The sequence below is a fragment of the Thiocapsa sp. genome (genome assembly GCF_035467215.1).
Lineage (GTDB): Bacteria > Pseudomonadota > Gammaproteobacteria > Chromatiales > Chromatiaceae > Thiocapsa.
Window position 1 is genome coordinate 1 of sequence record NZ_DATITZ010000164.1, and the last position, 21071, is coordinate 21071.

The window sequence follows — 21071 nt, forward strand, 5'->3', positions numbered from 1 at the left end:
AGTCGACCTGCTTGATTTCCACACAACGATATCTACGCTTGCTCATGGGGACACCTCCAACGTTCTCGGGTCATACCGACAAGTCAAGCACCTGCCGGCCGAGCTATGAGGGTCCCCGTTACCTTTTTTATAACTGACTACCCGTTCATGTCGATTTTGAATCGTTCTTTGTTTGCTCGATACCGACATTCGTTATCGACGCCACGAAGCGCAATGAACCCGAATTCAACCGGATATCGGGCCTGGTCGTCGATAATTGGCTTCGGCCCGGCGGGGTCGGCGGGAGACTGTGATTCCACAGTTTACCGACTCCGTCGGCAGGACTAACATACCGGGCTTTTCAGCGTCCGGGCGCAGTCGCGCGGGAGAGCACTTGGCACAGCCTTCGGATACCCGCTACCTGGTCGCGCCGGGCGGCACCTTACGCGGGCACCTGCGCGTTCCGGGCGACAAGTCGATCTCGCATCGCTCGATTATGCTGGCCGCGATCGCGGAGGGTGAAACCCGCATCAGCGGGTTCCTCGAGGGCGCGGATGCCTTGGCGACCTTGGACGCCTTCCGGCGCATGGGCGTGCGGATCGAAGGCCCAGACGGCGGCGAGGTGCGCGTGCAGGGTGTCGGGATGCGGGGTCTGCGTGCCCCCGACGGCCCGCTCGACATGGGCAATTCGGGGACCTCGATGCGGTTGCTCTCGGGTCTCTTGGCCGGTCAGTCGTTCCCGGTCACCTTGATAGGCGATGCCTCTCTGTCCAAACGCCCGATGCGGCGCGTTACCGAGCCGTTGGCGCAGATGGGTGCGCGGATCGGCACGACCGAGGGCGGTACGGCGCCGCTTGAGCTCACGCCGGTGGATCGTCTGACGGGGCTCGACTATGTGATGCCGGTGGCCAGCGCGCAGGTGAAATCGAGCCTCTTGCTGGCGGGCCTCTATGCCGAGGGCGAGACCTGCGTGACCGAGCCCGCGCCGACGCGCGATCACACCGAGCGCATGCTCACGGCCTTCGGTTACTCGGTGCGGCGACATGCGTCCAAGGTCTGCCTGACCGGTGGCGGACGGCTGACGGGTTGTCGGTTGACGATACCTGCCGACATCTCCTCTGCGGCCTTTTTCCTCGTCGGCGCCAGCATTGCGCCCGGCTCGGATCTGATCCTGGAGGGTGTCGGGATCAATCAGACGCGGGTCGGCGTCATCAACATCCTGCGCGCCATGGGCGGGGACATCGAGCTGATGGATCGGCGCACGGCCGGCGGTGAGCCGGTTGCGGATATTCGGGTACGTCATGCGCGTCTGCGCGGAATCCGCATCCCGGTCGATCAGGTGCCGCTGGCGATCGACGAGATGCCGGTCCTCTTCATCGCCGCAGCCTGTGCCGAGGGCGAGACCATCCTCACCGGTGCGGAGGAGCTGCGGGTGAAGGAGAGCGACCGCATCCAGGTGATGGCCGACGGTCTGGCCAAGCTCGGGGTCTGTGCCGAGCCGCTGCCGGACGGGATGCGCATCTTCGGCGGGGCGCTGGGCTCGACGGGCGATGCGGCGGCAATCGATGCTCCCTGGATCGATGCTCACGGCGACCATCGAATCGCCATGTCTCTCGCCATCGCGGCCTTGCGGGCGAGCGGCCCGGTCGCGATCCGGGACTGCGCCAACGTCGAGACCTCTTTCCCGGGGTTCGTCGAGTTGGCCGCATCGGCCGGCTTGAGCATCCAAGCGACCCGAGGCTAAGGCGATGCCGGTCCCGGTCATCACGATCGACGGTCCGTCCGGAACGGGCAAGGGAACGATTGCCGAGCTGCTGTCGGACCGACTCGGCTGGTGCTGTCTGGACAGCGGCGCGCTCTATCGCGTGCTCGGTCTGGCCGCGGAGCGCCGCGGGGTGTCGCTCGACGACGCCGAGGCCGTCGCCGAGGTCGCGGCCGACCTGCCGGTCGCCTTCGTCTCCGGCCGGGTGCTCCTGGACGGCGAGGACGTGAGCGAGGCGATCCGTACCGAGCAGACGGGGATGGCCGCCTCGCGTGTCGCCGTCCATCCGCCGGTGCGCGATGCCTTGCTGCAGCGCCAACGTGCCATGGCCGGCCCGCCCGGCCTGGTCGCCGACGGGCGGGACATGGGCACGGTCGTGTTTCCGCTGGCCCCGTTGAAGATCTTTCTCGACGCCAGCGCCGAGGTGCGTGCGGATCGCCGTTATAAACAGTTGAAAGGAAAGGGGTTGGATGCTAACCTCCCCGACCTTGTAGAAGACATCCGGGCGCGGGACGCGCGTGATCGCGGTCGCAGCGTGGCACCCTTGTGTGCGGCGGACGACGCGATCGTCGTGGATTCCACCGCGATGTCCATCCAAGAAGTGCTCGATCGGGTCCTGAAAGAGGTGAGGCGCGTCTTTCCGGAGCTGGTCCTCTAAGACATCGGCAGTCCGTCCCGCGGTACCTCTGTCGATCCGGTCGGGTCGGCGCCGAATGCGCCGACCTTTTCATCTCATTCATACCCCTCGTCCCGGATGGGACGGGTCAGCGCGCCGTTCTCAGGATAATTTCATCTTATGACCGAAAGCTTTGCCGAACTATTTGAACAGAGTCTGAGCACCACCCAGCTGCAGCCTGGCACCATCGTTATCGGAACCGTGATCGAGATCACCTCCGACAACGTTGTGATCAATGCCGGGCTCAAGTCCGAGGGCGTGATCCCCAGAATTCAATTCATCGGCCCGGATGGCCAGCTGGAGGTCGCCGTCGGCGACGAGGTCGAGGTTGCCCTGGACGCGGTCGAGGACGGCTTCGGCGTGACCCGTCTCTCGCGCGAGAAGGCAAAGCGGTTCGCCGCATGGGATCATCTGGAGAAGGCGTTCGAGGCTGCCGATACCGTCAAGGGCATGATCAACGGCAAGGTCAAGGGCGGTTTCACCGTCGACCTGGGCACCGTGCGCGCCTTCCTGCCGGGTTCGCTGGTGGATGTGCGCCCGGTGCGCGACACCACCTACCTCGAAGGCAAGGAGCAGGAATTCAAGGTCATCAAGCTTGATCGCAAGCGCAACAATGTCGTCGTCTCCCGCCGCGCGGTGGTGGAAGAGGAATACAGCGCCGAGCGCGATACCCTGCTGAAGAACCTGGAAGAGGGCATGGAGGTCAAGGGTATCGTCAAGAACCTGACCGACTACGGCGCCTTCCTGGATCTGGGCGGCATCGATGGCCTGCTGCACATCACGGACATGGCCTGGCGTCGCGTCAAGCATCCCTCCGAGGTGGTCGAGATCGGCGACGAGGTCACCGTGAAGGTGCTCAAGTTCGACCGTGACCGTCAGCGCGTCTCCCTGGGTCTGAAGCAGATGGGCGAGGACCCCTGGGTCAATATCTCGCGTCGCTATCCCGAGAGCACCCGTGTCTTCGGCAAGGTCACCAACATCGCCGACTACGGCTGCTTCGTGGAGATCGAAGAGGGCGTCGAGGGTCTGGTCCACGTCTCCGAGATGGATTGGACCAACAAGAACATCCACCCGAGCAAGGTCGTCAACCTCGGCGACGAGGTCGAGGTCATGGTGCTGGATATCGACGAGGAGCGTCGCCGCATCTCGCTCGGCATCAAGCAGTGCGCCATGAACCCCTGGGACGAGTTCGCCGTCACCCACAAGAAGGGCGATCACGTCTCCGGCAAGATCAAGTCCATCACGGACTTCGGCATCTTCATCGGTCTGGACGGCGGCATCGACGGTCTGGTGCATCTCTCCGACATCTCCTGGGACGAAGCCGGCGAGCAGGCCCTGCGTCGCTACAAGAAGGGTGATGAGCTGGAGACGGTGGTGCTGTCGGTCGATCCGGAGCGCGAGCGTATCTCCCTGGGTGTCAAGCAGTTGGATAAGGATCCCTTCTCCAGCTTCGTCGCCCTGCACGAGAAGGGCAGCGTCGTTACCGGCGTCATCCTGGACGTGGATCCCAAGGGTGCGACCATCGCCCTGGCCGACGGCGTGGAAGGCTATCTGCGTGCCTCCGAGATCTCGCGCGACCGCATCGAGGATGCCCGTGCCGTTCTGAAGGCGGGCGAAGAGATCGAGGCCAAGTTCCTGGGCGTCGATCGCAAGAATCGCACCCTTTCGCTCTCTATGAAGGCGAAGGATGTCGAGGAAGAGCAGGCGGCCATCAAGGGCTACTCGCGCGATCCGTCCACCGCGACGACCCTTGGCGATCTCCTCAAAGAGCAGATGGAAGAGGCCCAGCGCGGGGGCTGATTCCCTTCGTGACCTCTTGATTGATGTCTCTTTAGGCGGGGCCCGTCATGCGGGCCCCTTCTCCTTTTCCAGGAGTCGACACCATGACAAAATCCGAGCTGATCGACGTTCTGGCGGCGGCGCAAGACCACCTTCCCTACAAAGACGTGGAGGAGGCGGTTCGCAAGACCCTCGATCGCATGAGCACGGCGCTTGCCACCGGCGAGCGGATCGAGATCCGAGGTTTCGGAAGCTTTTCGCTGCACTACCGGCCGCCCCGGATCGGGCGTAACCCGAAGACCGGCGATTCAGTCGCCCTGGCCGGGAAGCACGTCCCCCATTTCAAGCCCGGCAAGGAGCTCCGGGACCGCGTCAACCAAGCGTTTCAAGACGAGCAGGGCATGCAGGAAGAAGAGCGCATCCCGCTTGTCGCTGCCTCTCGCTGATCCTTGTACTACCGGGCACCGCGTTCTGCGGTGCCCTTTCGGTCTGTACCTTCCGTACCCTGATCGCCATGCTCTAAGCTGTCGGTGCGAATGTATTCGCCTACACGCTGGTTTCGCCCGCGAGGCGCTCGGCGGTGCCGCCACGTCGGCTGTGCGAATCAATTCGCACCTACGGACGGGGCGTCTCTTTCTGTGAGATCGTCTGGTAACGGTTCAGAAACAACTTAGCCGTTCCGGTTCATTCTCCCCCTCTCCCCAACCCCTCTCCCGCGAGGGGAGAGGGGCTAAGATGGATCACCTGTTGTTGCACGGTTGCCCAAGTTGTTTACCCCGGGACCGAGTCGGGATCCTAGACCTGCGTGCAGGCATCGGCAGTCCGTCGAGTACCCCTTGTCCGCGTGTTATCCCCGTGCCCGAAGCGACCGTGGGGCTTGCGGCGCGACGACGCGGGTCTCGGATCTCGGCTCCGTCGCTGCCCGAGGCGCAGCGGTGTGTTCGGGGTCTTCTCGGGCAATGGCTCGATCGCGCGGGAAGACGCAGGTAAAGGCCGAGCCCCGATCGATCTCGCTTGCAATCAGCAGGCGCGCATCGTGCCGGTTCATGATGTGCTTGACGATGGCGAGACCGAGTCCGGTGCCTCCGGATTCGCGCGACCGGGCCTTGTCGATCCGATAAAAACGTTCGGTTAGCCTCGGCAGATGCTCGGGCTCGATGCCGGGTCCGTTGTCTTCCACGCGCAGCTCCAGGCGGTCGTTCCATGCCGACCAGCGGATGCGGATCTCGGTCCCGTCCGGGGTGTGCTTGATCGCGTTGAAGATGAGATTGGAGAAGGCGCTGCGCAGCTCGGGCGGGCTTCCGAGCAGGAGCAGATTCTCGTCGATGTCGGTCGATAACTCATGCCGGCCGTTGCTCAGTGCATGGGCCTCTTGAAGGATCAGATGCAGCTCGTCCGGGACATCGACAGGCTCCTGCACCTCCGGGTGCTCGTGCATCTCCAGGCGCGAAAGTGTCAGCAGGTCTTCGATGATGAGGCGCATGCGCTCGGCCTGATTGTGCATCAGGGTCAAGGGACGACGATGATTCGGCGGTGTGGCCGCGGCGTCGATCAGGCCCTCGAGGAAGCCGGCGATGACGGTCAAGGGCGTGCGCAGCTCATGGGATGCGTTGGCGACGAAGTCGCGCCGGATCATGTTCAGGTGATAGATCTTGGTGATGTCACGTGCGACCACGAGGCGCTGGCGTTTGCGCTCCCCGAAGGGGGTGATGCGCAGCGACAGCATCAGGGCGCGGTTGTGCTCCGGGGCGAAATCCATCGGTCTTAAGGATTCGCCGGTCTCGACGAAGTCCTTGAGATCCGGATGGGTCAGGATCTCGAACAGCGGCCGCCCGTCGTCCTCGGGCCAATGCACGTTCATCAGGCGCGCCGCCGCGGGATTTGCCCAATCGACTCGATGCAGCTTATCGAGGATGACCAGGCCGTCCGGGACCGCGTTGGCGGCCTCGCGAAAGCGACGGGTGAAGCGGATCTGGCGCTTGCGCCCCTTGCGCCCGCGTTGCTGATACTGCGCGATGCTGCGATAGATCTCGCCCCAGAGGCCGCGCGGAAAGGGCGGGATGAGCCGGTGGTGACGCCGGATCAAGAGCGCGAGATGCGTGAGCAGGTAGAGATGACGCAGCAGATAGGCGACGAGGATGGGCGTCCAGGCCCAAGCCCATTCGGACGCGACCAGCCACGGCACGGTGCACAGGACGATCGTGGCCGTGAACAGCCACAACTCGAACGACAGGGCACGACGCCAGGACTCTCCTCGTGGGTGCGGCTTGGCGGCCAAGCGCGTCAGGTCTTGTCCGAGAAACGATAGCCCACGCCGCGCACGGTCTGGAGCAGTCGGTCATGGCCCGACGTCTCGAGTGCCTTGCGCAGGCGGCGGACATGCACGTCGACCGTGCGTTCTTCCACATAGACCTGATCGCCCCAGACCTGATCGAGCAGCTGCGAGCGGCTGAAGGCACGATCGGCGTGGGTCATGAAGAAATGCAGGAGTCGATATTCGGTCGGGGCGATGTCGACGGGACGTCCCTCGGCGGTGACGCGATGACTGATGTTGTCGATGCGCAGACCCCCGACGTCGATCTCGTCCGCCGGCTCGTCGGTCTTCGCGCGCCGCAGGACCGCCTTCACGCGAGCAACCATCTCGCGCGGCGAGAAGGGCTTGGCGATGTAGTCGTCGGCCCCGGTATCGAGACCCTTGATCCGGTCCTCCTCCTCGCCGCGAGCGCTGACCATGATGATGGGTACGGCGCGGCTCTTGGGGCTCTGCTTGAGCTGTTGGGCCAGCTCGAGACCCGAGCGCCCCGGCAGCATCCAGTCGAGAAGGATGAGGTCCGGGCTTTCGTTGGTCAGGAGCTTGCGCGCCTCATCCGCATGGGCGGCCTCGATCACGCGATAGTCGGCGTTTTCGAGTGCGAAACGCATGACCTCGCGAATATCCGGTTCATCGTCGACGACAAGAATGGTGGTCATGGTGTTCTGAACCGTGTCGAGAGTGATCTGAGATGTTTCAAATGGGCCTCGGCCCCGCAGCGGCTTTCCACCGTCGCCGTCGACGCGGTTCGGGTGATGACCTCGAATGCGCAGTGCGGGTCCGCCAAGGCTCACGTGGCCTCGCCTGATGGGGCAAGTCGACTGACGCGCATTCTATTGAGGTTTGATGACGGTGCTATGACGGCAGCGCCTTCAGCTCGGCCTCGACCTTGGTGAAGCGGGCAGCGAGTCCCTCGTGTTTGCTCTTGTCCGCGCGACTGACCAAAACGATCGCGAGTGTCCCGAGGAGGATGCCCGGCACGATCTCGTACAGGTCGAAAATCCCGCCCTGGAGCTGTCGCCATCCCAGGACTGTCAAGCCGCCGACCAGGATCCCGGCGAGCGCACCGAGACCGGTCATGCGCGGCCAATACAGCGAGAGGACCAGAACCGGGCCGAAGGCTGCACCGAAGCCGGCCCAGGCGTAGGCGACCAGATCGAGCACCATGGCATCCGGGTCCAGTGCCAGCCAGAAGGCAGCGGCCGCGATCACGACGACCGTGATCCGCCCGACGGCGACCAGCTCGCGCGCCCCGGCCGTGCGCCGGAGCAGGGTGCGATAGAGGTCTTCGGTAAAGGTCGACGACGACACCAACAGCTGGGAGTCGGCGGTACTCATGATCGCGGCAAGGATGGCGGCCAGGAGAAAACCTGCGATCAACGGATGAAACAGCAGATCCACGAGCAGGATAAAGACGGTCTCGCGCGCCTCGGGCGCGAGCGGCTGCTCGATGATCAGGATGCCGGCAAGACCGGTCAAGGTGGCGCCCGCGAGCGTGAATGCGACCCAGGTGACGGCGATCCAGCGCGCCATCGGGACCTTTCGCGGCGACGCGATGGCCTGGAATCGGGCGAGGATATGCGGCTGACCGAAATAACCCAGGCCCCAGGCCGCCAGGGACAGGATACCGATAAAGCCCAACGCGCTGCCGTCGGCGCGGGTGAAGGGATCCAGGAGGTTCGGGTTCGCGGCCTCGATCACCTCGAGCGCCAAAGCGGTATCGCCGATCTGCGACAGGGCCACCCAAGGCACGGCGACGAGGGCCACCGCCATCAGCATCCCCTGCAGGACGTCGGTCCAGGAGACGGCCAGAAACCCGCCGACCGCGGTGTAGACCATGATGGACAGCACCCCGATCGACACCGCCCAGATGTAGGGCAAACCGAATACGGATTGGAAGAGCTTGCCCCCCGCCACCAAGCCGGCGCTGGTGTAGAGCAGAAAAAACAGCAGGATGAACAGGGCGGCGATGCCGCGCAGCCATCCCGCCCGGTCATCGAAACGGTTGGCGAAATATTCCGGCAGGGTCAGGGCGTTGCCGTACGCCATGCTGAAGACACGCAGGCGTGCCGCGACCAGGCGCCAGTTCGCCCAGGTGCCGAGCAAGAGGCCGCCGGCGAGCCAGATCGACTCCACGCCGGCCGCGTAGGCGAATCCGGGTAGGCCGAGCAGCAGCCAGCCGCTCATGTCCGAGGCGCTTGCGCTCAATGCGGCCACCCCGCTGCCGAGCCGCCGCCCGCCGAGGATGAAGTCGGATAGATCCCGGGTGCGTCGATAGGCGTACCAACCGATCATCCAGACCACCGCGAAGTAGACGGCGAAGGTGAATGCGAGAAGGAATGGATTCTGGGTCGACATGCGGGGTCCCTGCAGCTGGCCGATTCGCCTTGTCGGATCGGTCTCGGATCGTTAGTTTAGGGTTTGCCGGCGGTCGTTACCAAACCGAGGGTCAGCATCGAGCCAACGAGCGGAGTTTTCGCCTCCTGCTGTGCCCCTGTCGACGCACCAGCTCGCATGTCGGCTTCGGGCCGCACCGGCGCATTGACCAGATCTGAGGAATCTCCCATGAGCGAAGCACGGATCCTGAAACGTGAGCCTGTCTTTCAAGGACGGGTGATCGACGTCGCCCTCGAGACTGTCGCCATGCCCTCCGGGCAGGAGGTGCAGCTCGAGATCATCCGTCACCCCGGCGGGGCGGCAACGGTTGCCCTGGACGAGCAGGACCGGGTCTGTCTGCTGCGCCAGTTTCGACATGCGGCGGACGGTTGGCTCTGGGAGCTTCCGGCCGGAAAGATCGACCCGGGCGAGACGCCGATCGAGACCGCGACGCGAGAGTTGGCGGAGGAGGCGGGTCTGCTCGCCGAGGATTGGACCGATCTCGGACACATGCACAGCTCGCCGGGGGTCTTCACCGAGGTGATTCACCTCTGGATGGCCCGCGGGCTGACCCGCCAGCCCCACGTCCATGAGCACGACGAGCTGATCGAGATCCATTGGCTGCCTCTGGCCCAAGCGCTCGATTGGTGCAACGACGGCGAGATCACCGACGCCAAGACACTCATCGGTCTCTATCGCGCGCACGGCATGATCAAGGGTGCCCTCGAAATGCTCTCCGAGGACGCGGGCTGCTAAACCGCGCCCAGCGCGGTATGCGATGTTTTTGGGTGGGATCGGCCCCGGCAGTCTTGACGACCGTTGGAGCCGGCGCGGTTTAGAATATAAAAACAGATCATGTTGAGCCGCGTCCCCCATTAAGGGTTATGGATGCACCAAACGTCGAGTTCATTCGAACGTGAGTATCTCGCTCTGGACGCGGTTCAACGCACCGGCCGCGGGCGCATAAGACGTATTCGCCCGATCAGAACTCGCCCCGCCTCGACCGTCGCGGCCAGCGTGATCAGCGCAGCGACCAGCACCGGGCCGAAGGGCTGGTCCAGCGCCAGTGCCGCGAGATAGGCCAGCAGATAGCCGCCGACGCCGATCAAACCGCAGAGCACCAGCGTCCAGGTCCAGCCGGGGGCGATTCGAAAGGCGATCCAAGCCGGCACCAAGACGAGTGCGAAGGCGCCCATCAGACCGACAGTCGCCGTCCCGATCGCCATGGCGAGGGCGGTCAGCAGGTCGAAGCTCAGGTGCCAGCGGTGTGCCGGCAGGCGGTTCGCGGTCTCGTCGTGCGGAAAGAAACGGGCGCGCATCAGCCGGGGCACGAGTCTGGGCAGGGCGGCCGCGGAGAGCCCGGCGAGCGCGAGTGCGGCGATCAATTCCAGCACTCCCGCGAAATAGAGCTGACCGTCGACGAGCGCATGCCCGAGTGTCGCGCCGAGACTGGTGTTGGCTGCGATCAGAAAGAGCGCCGACCACCCGAACAGGATCATGAATCCGTAGGCGAGATTGCCGCGTGCCCCGGTGAATGATTTGACCGCGCCGCCGGCCAGCGCGCCGAGCGGTGCGCCGAGCACCGCGGGCAGACCGAGCGCGAGTCCGAGCAGAGCGCTCGCGGCGGCCAGTTGCGCCAGCCCGAGTGCGGCCAGCCATTCATCTCGAAGCAGCAGCAAGGCCCCGATCGGCGGCAAGACCAGCGCGATGGCCATCCCGGTGATCACCGGCAGCCGAAACAAGGGATCTAGAAGGAGATCGAGCGCGTTCATGCGATCTCGATCATTCGCGAGCAAGTTTCCTCGAGAAATCGTCGCTCGTGGCTGACGAGCAGCACGCCCCGGTCCGGTAGAGATTGCGCGCCGTTCCTATTTCGACGGGCGAGCCGGCTCGGGGCGAGCATCTCGGTCAACAGGGCCTCCCGCTCGGGATCGAGGTTGTTGGTGGGCTCGTCGAGCAGGATCAGATCGGCCCGACCGGCGATGGCGGCCCAGACGCACAAGAGCTGATACTGACCGCCGCTCAGGCGGTCGATGCGCTGTCTCGAAACCGCTTGGATGGCGGCGGGCATCCCCTGCAAGGACGCGCCGGCAAAGTGCAGCAGCTCGCGTCCCGTCACCGGCATGCTCGCCAGGCGGATCGGCTGCTGCGCCTGATAGGCGATGACCAGACCGGGCATCCGCAGGATCCGTCCGGCGAGCAGGTCAGCGCGGTCGGCAATGGCGTTGAGCAGCGTGGACTTGCCGCACCCGTTCGCGCCCCAAAGACCGACCACCTCGCCGGGGAAGACGTCGAGCGAGAGGGGCCCGACCACCGGCCGGCCATAGCCGGCGACGAGATCCTCCACGCGTAGCAGCGGCCCGCTCACCGAGCTTGCGACAGGGTGTCCACCCAGAGGTCGATGTGGTCGAGATAACCGACTCCGTCGGCGCCCATCGGTGGGTCGAGCGAGAGACGGCGGGCTTCCCAACCCAAGCCCTTGGCCAGGCGTTCCGGTGCCTGTGCCGAGGCGTAAGGGGCATAGACGATCACGCCGGGTCGATCCCGAAGCCGCTCCGACAGGGTTTTGATCTGCTGGGCCGTCGGCGGTACGCCCGGGATCTCCTCGATGGTGCCCAGCAGCGGAACATCGAAGCGATCGAGCAGATAGAGCGCATCTCGATGATAGAGGACCACGCCCGGTGCACTCGCTAGCTGGGCTTGCCAAGCGTCCATGCGTTGCTCGACCGCAGCGGCGAAGGAGCGCGCGTTGGCCCGATAGGTCTCGGCGCCCGCAGGATCGAGCAGTGCCATGCGCTCGCTCAGTGCGGACGCGACGATCGCCATCCGCACCGGATCCATGTTGACGTGCGGGTTGCCCACCGGATGGACATCGCCGAGCGCACGATCCGCCGGCGCGCCGATCTCCAAGAGCTCGACCTGGGCCGCGGCCTCGAAATAGCCCGGCTGGCCGGGCAGGATCCGCGGGTTGGCGGCACTGCCGATCGCCACCGGCAGCCAGCCGACCTCGAGCTCAGCACCCACCGCGACGACCAGATCCGCGTCGCGCATTTCGCGAATCATGGTCGGCTTGGCTTGGAGCATATGCAGATCGCGATCCGGTGAGGCTAGCACCGTGACCTGCACGCGCCCGGCACCGACCGTGCGAGCCAATGCGCCGATACTCGAGCTGGTCGCCACGACATCGAGCTCGGCGGCCTGCGCTGCCCCGAAGGTCAGCAGACCTCCGAGAATGAATCCAACAAGACCTTTGACCATGACGACTCCCGGGTCAACCGCGTAAAACAAAACGACGATTTCGAACCGATGTAAACCAAGACTGATCCATCCTGAAATCGCGTCGGCTCCAAGATCGGGGACACATGAGGATCCCGATCCCGCGTGAACCCGCTGCATGTCCCGCGGGACGCGATTTCAGCGGGACGCGATTTCAGCAAGGCGCGATTTCAGAAGGGGTGTGCCCCGTGCGAGCCCATACTCACCAGGAACTGAAGGTAAAAGGCGTCGAACCGCTCGCGCTCGCCCGGCGCCTGCAAAATGTCGTTGTGCGCATATTGGGCGCGCAGTCGCGAGAACTCCGAGAGGTTCCAGGTGACATCGAAGGCCCACCGATCCGACGAGCCGAAGCTCGCGTCCTTACCGTCGCTAATCTCGTTTGTCATCCCGAGCACATCGTAACGGAGTCCGGCCGTCCATTTCGGGGCGAATCCATAGATCGCCTGGGCATAGAGCCCGTCCGTGGTGAAGGTGCGGCGTGAGCCGACGATCTCCGGATGGGCGCTCGAGGTGATCGTCATCTCCTTGATCGAGCGAAGGTACTCGCTCTGAAACTTAACGCTCTTGTGTCCGTGGGCGCCGCCGCCGTCGTACTTGTAGACGAGGTCGACACCCCACAGCTGTGCGTTGCCGGCGAGACCATTGCTGTGGATCTCGATCTCGTGATCCTCGTCATGAGCGTCGTCGTCGTGACCATGGGTATGCTCTTGCACCTCTTGGTGCTGGGTGTTGTTCGCGTAGGACAGCCCGAGCTGAAGCGCATGATTGACCCCGATCTCGGGTGCGACCTTGGCGAAGGCGGTCCAGAGCCGCGGGCCGTCGTCGGGGTCGTCGAGCTCCAGCGCCGCCCGGTCGTCGTCGCCCAAGGTCGCCCCGAAGATCTCTTGGTTGCCTTGCAGGCCTTCGACGCCGAGCAGGGTATAGAAAGGCAGCTTCGGGAGCCAGGTCAGTTGAAGCCCGGTGTCCTGAAGCCCGTGCGGGCCGAGCAGATTCAGGTAGGGCAGGTTCTGATCGACGAAGTCCCATTGATGGGGATGCTGCCGATTGATGTAGCCGAAGTCGCTGAGGAACTTGCCGCCTTTCACGCGCAGTCCGGCCGGGAGGCTGCGGGTCTGAAAGTAGCCCTCTTCCAGCTCGACGGTGCCGTCCCCGTCGATCGCGATGAACAGGGAGGCATCGAAGTAGGGGTCGACGGTCGCGGAGAAGGCGATCTCGGCCTCCCGGAAGTTGAAGCCGTTCTCGGCGAGGCCGTGCGCGTGGCCTCCGTGCTCCTCGTCGTCGTGGTCGTGACCCTGGTCGGCACGGAGCGAAGGCTGGTAGGCGAGTCCGACGAGCGCCGCACCCTCGCCGTCGATCCCGTCATTGTAATAGTTGCCGTCGAGGAAGACCGAGATCTGCGGGTTGAACGCATTGCCCGAGCCCAGTGCGCCGAGACCCGTCTTGCCCGGCTCCGGGCTCGCGGGCGGCGTGACGAGCGGCGCGGTCATCGGTCGGGACTCGGCCGAGGCGACCCGCGCGGCTTGCTCCGCGCGAGCCGCAGCCGACTCCGAACGCGTTGCCGCCCGAGTCGCGTCACGCTCCGCCTGCGCGAGGCGGGACTCGAGATCCTGGATCCGGCGCTCGTACTCGGACTTCATCTGATCCACCATCGCGCGGAGCTCCGCGATCTCGGCGTCCGTGGCGGCGAACGCGGTCATCGGTGTCGACAAGGCCAATGCGATGGCGATCCCTAGCCCGGATCTTCGCGTGAGCCGGTGCCGGATCGCAGGCCCGTCCGCAACCGGACCCCGTAAGTCGAGGTTATAACATTTCATAGGTAACGCGAGCTCTCTGGGATTGCAGGAACGTCATGCGCAGGTGCATAGACCGAGGTCGATTCAGCCGCAGCGCTGCGCAAGGGCGGTTTTGGCTCCACCATCCCGGTGGACCGCTTGCGTTTTCGGTGGCCGGACCGGCGACCGGGAACGGCTTGCCTCCGATAGACTTGCCGAAGGCCACCCGAATACGCGATGCTCAGCGGATGTCACCTGGATTGCCGGCGGTCCGACCGCCCGAGGCCTAGGACGGTGCGCGGTGCATAACCCGTCGCGGTATGCCGGCGAGATCTGCGGCGGTTTGCTCGCAAACAGGGTGTTGCATCGGGACCGACGGGTTGTTCTGTCCGGGTGTCGACAGCGTGTCCGGGTCAGCCTCCACAAGGAGGGTGCTGGAGGCTTGTTATGTTATTACATATTCGATCTGCGTCAAGGTGAGGGGGTGTCCGATGGCAGAGGATCCAGGGTCCGACTATTCTCCCGGTCCGGATGAGGAGTACATGAACGAGCGACAGCTCGCCTACTTTCGCGCCAAGCTGCTCGCTTGGCGCGCCGAGCTTTTGGAAGAGGCCCAAGGAACGCTCGACGGCTTGCGCGATACCGCCCATCAAGAGGTCGGCGACGATGTGGATCGCGCCACCCGCGAGGCGGATCAGGCGCTCGAGCTGAGGACCCGCGACCGTTGTCGCAAGCTGGTCCACAAGATCGACGAGGCGTTGGAGCGTATCGAGGACGGAAGCTACGGCTACTGCGAGGAGACCGGCGAGCCGATCGGCCTGGCGCGCTTGGAGGCACGTCCGGTTGCGACCCTCTCGGTCGAGGCGCAGGAGCGTCGCGAGATCAAGGAGCGCCAGCAATTGAGCGGTGCCATGTGAGGCCGGTCCCGGCCCCGTCCCCGGGCGGGGGCGGTGCGGGCCGGTCGGTGCTCAGCGCGGGCCGATATTGATGCCGATCGACAGGCGCGGCAACCCACTGCGATTGGTCTCGACGGCATGCGGGAGATGCGGCGGGAAGAAGAGGAAGGTTCCGGCACGGGGCTCGATGTGAATCGTCGATGGCCCGTCGTAGAGGATCAGATCGCCCGAGTCCGGCGGGATCGCGACGTAATAGACGCCGGAGAGCAGCTCGTCGTGCTCGTCGTGGGTGTGCTCCGAGGTGCTTTGACCCGGCCCCGTGAGATTGAGCCAAAACCCGCAGCGCAGCTTCCCGGGCGATTGCCCGAGGATCAGAGCGGCGCAGGCGAGCGCCTGATCCAGGACCGGCAGTACCGCCGGGATGCGTGTGCGCTCGATGTACAGATTTTCGAACCGACCGCCGATAAAATGGGTGCGACGCTCGAAATCACCCTCTCGCATCCCGTTCACCGCAGCCACGATGGCCGTGTTGATCCGCTCGGCGTCGGCAAGTCCGCAGCGATGGACGTCGGCGTTGGACCAACCGACTCGGTTCGGCACTGCAGGAGCGGGTTCGCTCCCGCCGAGCGCGATCCTTTTCGTGGTTCCTTGCGAATCCGGCATGGCTTGTTTCATCGAGCTGTCTTCCCCCTTCGTTCCGTCGAGATCGGGTCGAGTGTGCGCTCCGCCGCCGATTCTTTTTGCACGAGACACCTTCTTCGAGGTGCCGGGCTTCCCAAACGCAACGCCGCACCTTGCGCCGCGCCGTGCGAGGTACGTCCAACCGTCGGCTCAAGCTGTGCCTCGTGTCGTCGGCACAACCTCTGGTACCGGGTTTTTCGTCAATCGCCCTATGGCGCGCGGCCGCCCCAAGGCAGAATCGGCACGGCCGTGATGCTGTTCTTGGGCGAGCCTTCGATGACCCTGTCGCTGTAGCTCAAATAGACCAGCGTATGACGGGGCGCGTCGTAGAAGCGCACGACCTGGAGGCTCTTGAACAACAGAGAGGTGCGCTTCTTGAAGACCTCGTCGCCGTCCTGCTTGCCGTCGCGAATGTCGTCGCTCAGCGTGATGGGACCGACCTGGGCGCAATGGATCGCCGCATCGGAGGTGTCCTCCGCGACGCCGACCGCACCCGAAACACCCCCCGTCTTGGCGCGACTCAGATAACAGGCCACGCCCGGGATCGCCTCGTCTTCGAAGACCTCGATGACGACCTTGTCGTTCGGGCCCATCCACTTGAACTTGGTGGCGACGCTGCCGATGATCTCGGCGGCGGCCGTGCCGATCAGGAAGAACAGGGCCAGCCCGAGCGCGATGTGTGTTCTCATGAGGTCGATCTCGATTGGTGGCGATGTTGAGCCTTAGGCGCTTTCCGGTAATGATCATCCCGGCCGTGCGTGTCACCAATGCTTACCGGGCGACTAAAGTCGCCCCTACATGTTGGTCGATGCTTTCCCGGAAATGACCTTATCCCGCGAAGAGTCGATCGGACTCGCTGCGGCTGCGTGTCAGGGCGTCCTCGATGGAGACGCCGAGGAACCAGTTTCCGGTGACGGCGAGCCGCGTCCCGGCAAGGGTTTCGTCGAGCCGTCGTACCCGCGCGGTATGGCCCGTGCGCAGAGCAGGCAAACGATTGCGCACCCGCGCCTGCGCCGCGATGTGGCGCGGCGTGGTGCCCAGCGCGAAACAGGCGCGCTCGATCTGGGCCTGCTCGCTCAGCACGCCGGGTCGGAAGTGGAAGGCGAATCCGCGGTAGCTCGGGTCCGCGAGAAAATCGCGCGAGACGGCCGAGTAGAATGCCTCGTCCACCGCGATGAGGCCGGCAATGGGTTTGAGTCCAAGGTCCGAGGTGCGGAACGCCAAAACCAGGGTCTCGATCTCGGCCACGCCGATATCCGTGATCGCGGCCCGTGCGGCGTCGAAGCCGGCCGGCATCAACGCGGAGGCGACATCGGGCGGCACGGCGAGGGTGAGCGAGCCACAGGTCAACGTCTCCCCGCCGGCCGTGACGCGAAAGCCGCCGCCCTCGCGCTCGATCGCGGAGATCTGTTGTCCGGTGCGGACCTCGAGCCCCTTCTGCGCGGCGATCGCCGCCGGGATGGCGGAGAGTCCGGTCGAGAAGGTGAATGCCTTGATCACGTCCTTGCGGCGCGGTTTGCGACGAAACAGGGCCTCGGCGGGGTAGTCGTCGGCCGGCTGGCAGATCACGGCCTGAAAGGCGTGACGCAGCAGGTCACGGTAGTTGCGTTGTCCGAGCACGTCGCCGTAGTAGTCGGAGACGCTGCGCCCTTCCTTGGGGGCGGAGAAGATCTTCGGAATCGAGCGCACCGCCTCCCAGAGGTGCAGCGCCGAGAGGATCGAGCCGCGCTGCCCGCCTTTCCAGAGAAGATAGCCGACCTTCCCCTTGGGCTGAACGTGTCGGGTCAATCCGAGATCGTCCAGGATCGACAGCAGATTGCCGTAGCTATTGAAGCAGGTGTGACCGCCGGCCTCGGTCCAGAAGCCGCCGAGCTCCGGAAAACTCTGGCTGTTGATGCAACCGCCGACACGGTCCGAGGACTCCAGTACGAGCGTCCGGCGACTGCGGCGGGCGGCGAAATGGGCGGCGCCCAAGCCGCTGATGCCGGCGCCGATGACGATATGGTCCAAATCCCTGCTCATATTCTGCTCTTAAACCGAACCGGGGCGGTATGCGTGGTTTGTTGGATTAGTTTGGCCGCGTCAGCCCCGACAACTGTCGGAGCTGACGCGGTTTAGGCGAATGCGTCAGCCGGGCGGATCCCGGGTCTCCTCGCTGCGAGGGCTCTCGGTCTGCGATCCCTCCGCCGGTGGCTCCATCTCGGCCAGCGAAAGATAGCCGATGTCGGGAATCGGGATCGGCGCGGGCGGCAGCTCGCAGTCCGACAGGCTCCAGTTCTGCCCCGAGACGAGGCTCAGCTCGCCTGTGTCGAAGGCCGCTATGTTAACCGTGCGTGTCGGTTCGAGAAAGTCGTCTTGGGTGGTCGCCAGCGAGAGGGGGAGGGCGTCGGCGCCGCTGCCTTCGGGCGATTCCGGCCGCAGCGGATGGTTGCGGTGCGACGCGGGTGCGGTTCCGGGCGCTTTGCCGGATGGCGCTTCTATGTTCAGGGGCGGGTCCAGCGGTGTCACCGTCAGGAGGGCGCCGGCTTGCTCGAAGACCTCGGTAAAGCGTGCCGTGGTCGCGGCGTCCACGTTGCGTTTGACGATCACCGGCCGCCCGGTGAAGAGGCGCTCGGCACCTGTCGCGCTGAGTTTGAAGAGCGCCGTCAGGCGCTCGCGCGCCCGCGCGAGATCGGCTCCGGGAGCCAGATCGCCCTTGTAGCTGAGGTCGAACCGTCTCTCGGCCATGGTTGATGTCGTGTCGGTGGCTCGGAGCAGAGCCCGGAGCGATGCTGGAGCGATCGCCCGGGCTGGGCGCCCGGGTGGGGTCGGGTCAGAGCGGCTTGGACAGGCTGAATGCACCTCGCACGTCGCCGAGGCTGTAGCCGCGTGCCATGTCGTCAGGATAGCGCTCATCGATCGCTGCCGCGACCTCCGGCGTGATGTCGGTGCCGTGACAGGCGAGGCAGACCTCGCCGGTCGGGATTGCCTTCATGAAGCGAAAAGTCTTGCCGTCGGCGGTCTCGACGACCTCGGCATAGCCCATGGGCTGCACGTCTTCTCCCGCGGCGCGACGGGCGTCGAAGTCCGCGAGGACCTTCTGCTCCCAGGCATCCGGGGTATTGTCGGCGGTGTTGCGGGTCTTGAGGCTGGTCCGACCGACCTCCCAACCGGAGCGCTCGGAGAGGTCGGCTGCGATGGCGGGTGCGCGGTCTTGGCAGACCGCGATGGCGTTGGTCGGTCCGCCCTCCTTGATGGCGGCCTGCAGCTCGCCCTGCAGTGTGGTGGCAAACTCTTTGACGATCCCTTTGGCCTCTTCAGCGTTTGGGTTCGGTGCCGTCTCGGCGCTGAGCGTCGTCGTGGCGAGGATGGCGGTTGCAGCGGTCAGGCGTGCGATCAGCTTCATGCGCAAGGTCTCCGGGTCGATGGTTTGGGGTGTCGGGTCGAGGTGGACGAATGGGTTTGGAGCGGTTCGGGCGGGTTGCCTATCTGAGTTCCCGGCGCGAGGCTCGCTGTCTTTGACGGATCGATCATCGAGAGTTCCGCACGCTCGGACGTCGTGAGGAACTCTAGACGGGATCGGCCCGGCACGCATTGCTTTTTCGATGCATCGCACACGAAAACCCACCCGACGGCGCTTATCCATATATGGTCCGCCCCGCGATGCAAGAGGGAAACCGCTGTTTTTGGCAGAAGGAGACGTTGCAGCCATATATCCGGCATCATCGGGGGTGGTGTCACCGATCCGCGTGCCCTGATGGAATACGCGCGCCTTCCCGTCCTCATCACCCTAACAGTCTCGGCTAAGCCGGCTACTGGATAAGCCAGGTTTTCGGGGAGGCAGGCTGTGCCTTTCATGCCATCACAGTGATATTCACTCTTCGCAACTCGTGGTGCTTGGTGCTTGGTGCTTGGTACTCGTGACTCGTGACTCGTGACTCGTGACTCGTGACTCGGTTGTGGCGACCGATGGGTCGCGGTTTATCCCGGGTGAAGTCGCCTCGCCGGCCTCAGGCGGCGGCCTGGATCGGCTTGCCGGCCGCCGGGTCGTAGGGCTTGCCGCTCGTCATCACCGCATAGGCGACCCGTGCGATCTTGTTGGCCAGCGCCACGACGGCGACATTGGTGTGACGGCGGGTCTTCAGCGCCGTCGCCCAGCGGCTGGTGGCATCCTCCTTACGCTCGACCCAACGCAGCACCGAGCGGGCCCCGTGGATCAGCAGCTGGCGCACATAGACGTCGCCGCGCTTGCTGATGCCGAGCAGACGCTCGCGCCCGCCAGTGCTGTCCTGTCGCGGCACCAAGCCGATCCAGGCGGCCAGCGCGCGGCCGTTGCCGAACAGCGTCGGATCCTCCCCGACCGCCGCCGACAAGGCGGTCGCGCAGATGGCGCCGATACCGGGGATCGTCATCAGGCGCTGCGCCTGCGTATCGTTGCGGGCGATCTCGTTGATTTGTGTGTCGTAGTGGGCAACCCGTTCGTCGAGGTGACGCAGTTCCTCGGCCAGGGCGTTGAGCTCTGCCCGAAAACGGTCGCTCAAGCCGTTTTCGGCATCTTCGAGAATCTCGGGCAGGCGTCGGGCGACGGCCGCGCGGCCCTGCGGGATCTCCAGGCCGTATTCCAGCAACAACCCGCGGATTTGGTTGATCTGCGCGGTACGCCGCTCCACCGTCAGGCTGCGCATGCGGTGAATCGCCTGCACGTCCTGCTGCTCCACCGTCTTCACCGCCACGAAGCGCATGGTCGGGCGCTGCGCCGCCTCGGCGATCGCCTCGGCATCGCGGGCATCGTTCTTGTTCGTCTTCACGAACGGTTTGACGAACTGCGGGGCAATCAGCCGCACCTCGTGACCGAAGGTGCGAAACCGCCGTGCCCAGTGATGGGCACTGCCGCACGCCTCCATCGCCACCGTGCAGGCCGGCAGGTTGGCCACAAACGGGCTGAACTTGGCCCGGCTCAGCTTTTTGCTGAACACCGCCTTGCCCTGCGCGTCCACACCGTGCACGTGAAAGCTGTTCTTGGCCAGGTCGATGCCCACCAGCGTGACGATCCGCTCTTTGCTATGCTCGCTCATTGGTCCGCTCCGTTACCTCGGTTGACGATGTTCGATGACGTCGCTCATTGTGCCCGCTAAGGGCTCGTTGGAGGAGCGGGGCGGACCATCCCATTACCCTACCGCGACCTGGCCGGGTTTATGAGCAAGCCCCCCTGGGGGCGCCGAGCCGGACGATCCAGCGCGCCGCGCTGATCAGTTTGGCACGGCGAGGTAAATGGAACGCCTGGCGCACCGATACGTCATGTCGATAGGGTAGTCCGAAGGCATAGACTGGACCGCTACAGAATGTCGTGTATCCAAAAAGCAAAAGGCGGACCAGACCGATAGTCGTTCGATACAACTTGCGCAGTATCTAGCGGTAATCTGGTCTGCCGCGTTTTCCCCAAAGTTTCGGCCCGGAAAATCGGCGCGGAACGACCGACGGACTCCCGTGGACCCGTATCAATCGCGCCGAATTGAGCCACCTTGGCACCGGAATTTGTCAGAATGTGACCTTCGTCACAGTCTCGTCGCTCGCCGGGGCAAAT

The 21071-nt window shown here is 64.8% G+C and carries 19 protein-coding genes; 6 read left to right on the forward strand and 13 right to left on the reverse strand.

What is annotated here, in order from left to right; all coding sequences use genetic code 11:
* Positions 1 to 373 precede the first annotated feature (373 nt).
* From aroA to ihfB, 4 genes are all read left to right on the forward strand, one after another.
* Positions 374 to 1723 (forward strand): 3-phosphoshikimate 1-carboxyvinyltransferase, encoded by a 1350-nt coding sequence (gene aroA / locus VLR48_RS09175; RefSeq protein WP_325291489.1) that lies wholly within the window; start codon positions 374 to 376, stop codon positions 1721 to 1723.
* A 4-nt stretch (positions 1724 to 1727) separates the two neighbouring features.
* Positions 1728 to 2399, forward strand: a complete 672-nt coding sequence (gene cmk / locus VLR48_RS09180; RefSeq protein ID WP_325291490.1) for a (d)CMP kinase — start codon at positions 1728 to 1730, stop codon at positions 2397 to 2399.
* Between the two features lie 138 nt (positions 2400 to 2537).
* Positions 2538 to 4217: a 30S ribosomal protein S1 gene (gene rpsA, locus VLR48_RS09185; protein WP_325291491.1), complete on the forward strand. Its 1680-nt coding sequence runs from the start codon at positions 2538 to 2540 to the stop codon at positions 4215 to 4217.
* An 83-nt stretch (positions 4218 to 4300) separates the two neighbouring features.
* Entirely contained in the window at positions 4301 to 4642 is a 342-nt protein-coding gene (gene ihfB, locus VLR48_RS09190; protein WP_325291492.1) for an integration host factor subunit beta, read from the forward strand.
* A gap of 401 nt (positions 4643 to 5043) precedes the next feature.
* Here ihfB and phoR read toward each other — a convergent pair whose 3' ends face one another.
* The 3 genes from phoR to putP form a co-directional block, all read right to left on the reverse strand.
* Positions 5044 to 6474 (reverse strand): phosphate regulon sensor histidine kinase PhoR, encoded by a 1431-nt coding sequence (gene phoR, locus VLR48_RS09195; protein WP_325291493.1) that lies wholly within the window; start codon positions 6472 to 6474, stop codon positions 5044 to 5046.
* Between the two features lie 5 nt (positions 6475 to 6479).
* Entirely contained in the window at positions 6480 to 7166 is a 687-nt protein-coding gene (gene phoB / locus VLR48_RS09200; RefSeq protein WP_325291494.1) for a phosphate regulon transcriptional regulator PhoB, read from the reverse strand.
* 196 nt (positions 7167 to 7362) lie between these two features.
* Positions 7363 to 8865, reverse strand: coding sequence for a sodium/proline symporter PutP (gene putP, locus VLR48_RS09205; RefSeq protein ID WP_325291495.1), 1503 nt, complete (start codon positions 8863 to 8865; stop codon positions 7363 to 7365).
* A 207-nt stretch (positions 8866 to 9072) separates the two neighbouring features.
* Between putP and VLR48_RS09210 the strand changes: the two genes are divergently transcribed.
* Positions 9073 to 9639 (forward strand): NUDIX hydrolase, encoded by a 567-nt coding sequence (locus VLR48_RS09210; RefSeq protein WP_325291496.1) that lies wholly within the window; start codon positions 9073 to 9075, stop codon positions 9637 to 9639.
* Positions 9640 to 9824: 185 nt separating this feature from the next.
* Here the strand turns inward: VLR48_RS09210 and VLR48_RS09215 are convergent, their stop codons facing one another.
* The 4 genes from VLR48_RS09215 to VLR48_RS09230 form a co-directional block, all read right to left on the reverse strand.
* Entirely contained in the window at positions 9825 to 10655 is an 831-nt protein-coding gene (locus VLR48_RS09215; protein WP_325291497.1) for a metal ABC transporter permease, read from the reverse strand.
* Entirely contained in the window at positions 10652 to 11251 is a 600-nt protein-coding gene (locus VLR48_RS09220; protein WP_325291498.1) for an ATP-binding cassette domain-containing protein, read from the reverse strand. Before VLR48_RS09220 ends, VLR48_RS09215 begins: the two co-directional genes overlap by 4 nt.
* Positions 11248 to 12141 carry a metal ABC transporter substrate-binding protein gene (locus VLR48_RS09225; protein ID WP_325291499.1) on the reverse strand — a complete coding sequence of 298 codons (894 nt, stop codon included), beginning with the start codon at positions 12139 to 12141 and terminating at the stop codon, positions 11248 to 11250. The genes VLR48_RS09220 and VLR48_RS09225 overlap by 4 nt, the downstream gene beginning before the upstream one ends.
* A gap of 188 nt (positions 12142 to 12329) precedes the next feature.
* Entirely contained in the window at positions 12330 to 13856 is a 1527-nt protein-coding gene (locus tag VLR48_RS09230) for a TonB-dependent receptor (RefSeq protein ID WP_325291500.1), read from the reverse strand.
* Between the two features lie 566 nt (positions 13857 to 14422).
* On the opposite strand from VLR48_RS09230, the gene dksA reads away from it, so the two are divergent.
* Positions 14423 to 14848 carry an RNA polymerase-binding protein DksA gene (gene dksA / locus VLR48_RS09235; protein ID WP_325291501.1) on the forward strand — a complete coding sequence of 142 codons (426 nt, stop codon included), beginning with the start codon at positions 14423 to 14425 and terminating at the stop codon, positions 14846 to 14848.
* Between the two features lie 51 nt (positions 14849 to 14899).
* Here dksA and VLR48_RS09240 read toward each other — a convergent pair whose 3' ends face one another.
* From VLR48_RS09240 to VLR48_RS09265, 6 genes are all read right to left on the reverse strand, one after another.
* The gene (locus tag VLR48_RS09240; RefSeq protein WP_325291502.1) at positions 14900 to 15502 is read right to left on the reverse strand and encodes a 2OG-Fe(II) oxygenase; all 603 of its coding nucleotides are present in this window, start codon (positions 15500 to 15502) and stop codon (positions 14900 to 14902) included.
* 215 nt (positions 15503 to 15717) lie between these two features.
* Positions 15718 to 16197 carry a CreA family protein gene (locus tag VLR48_RS09245; RefSeq protein ID WP_325291503.1) on the reverse strand — a complete coding sequence of 160 codons (480 nt, stop codon included), beginning with the start codon at positions 16195 to 16197 and terminating at the stop codon, positions 15718 to 15720.
* 139 nt (positions 16198 to 16336) lie between these two features.
* Complete coding sequence (locus tag VLR48_RS09250) at positions 16337 to 17530, reverse strand: protoporphyrinogen/coproporphyrinogen oxidase (protein WP_325291504.1); 1194 nt, start codon at positions 17528 to 17530, stop codon at positions 16337 to 16339.
* Between the two features lie 105 nt (positions 17531 to 17635).
* Positions 17636 to 18235: a hypothetical protein gene (locus VLR48_RS09255; protein ID WP_325291505.1), complete on the reverse strand. Its 600-nt coding sequence runs from the start codon at positions 18233 to 18235 to the stop codon at positions 17636 to 17638.
* 85 nt (positions 18236 to 18320) lie between these two features.
* Positions 18321 to 18893 carry a DUF3365 domain-containing protein gene (locus VLR48_RS09260; protein ID WP_325291506.1) on the reverse strand — a complete coding sequence of 191 codons (573 nt, stop codon included), beginning with the start codon at positions 18891 to 18893 and terminating at the stop codon, positions 18321 to 18323.
* Positions 18894 to 19497: 604 nt separating this feature from the next.
* Positions 19498 to 20562, reverse strand: coding sequence for an IS110 family transposase (locus VLR48_RS09265; RefSeq protein ID WP_325291507.1), 1065 nt, complete (start codon positions 20560 to 20562; stop codon positions 19498 to 19500).
* Positions 20563 to 21071 lie beyond the last annotated feature (509 nt).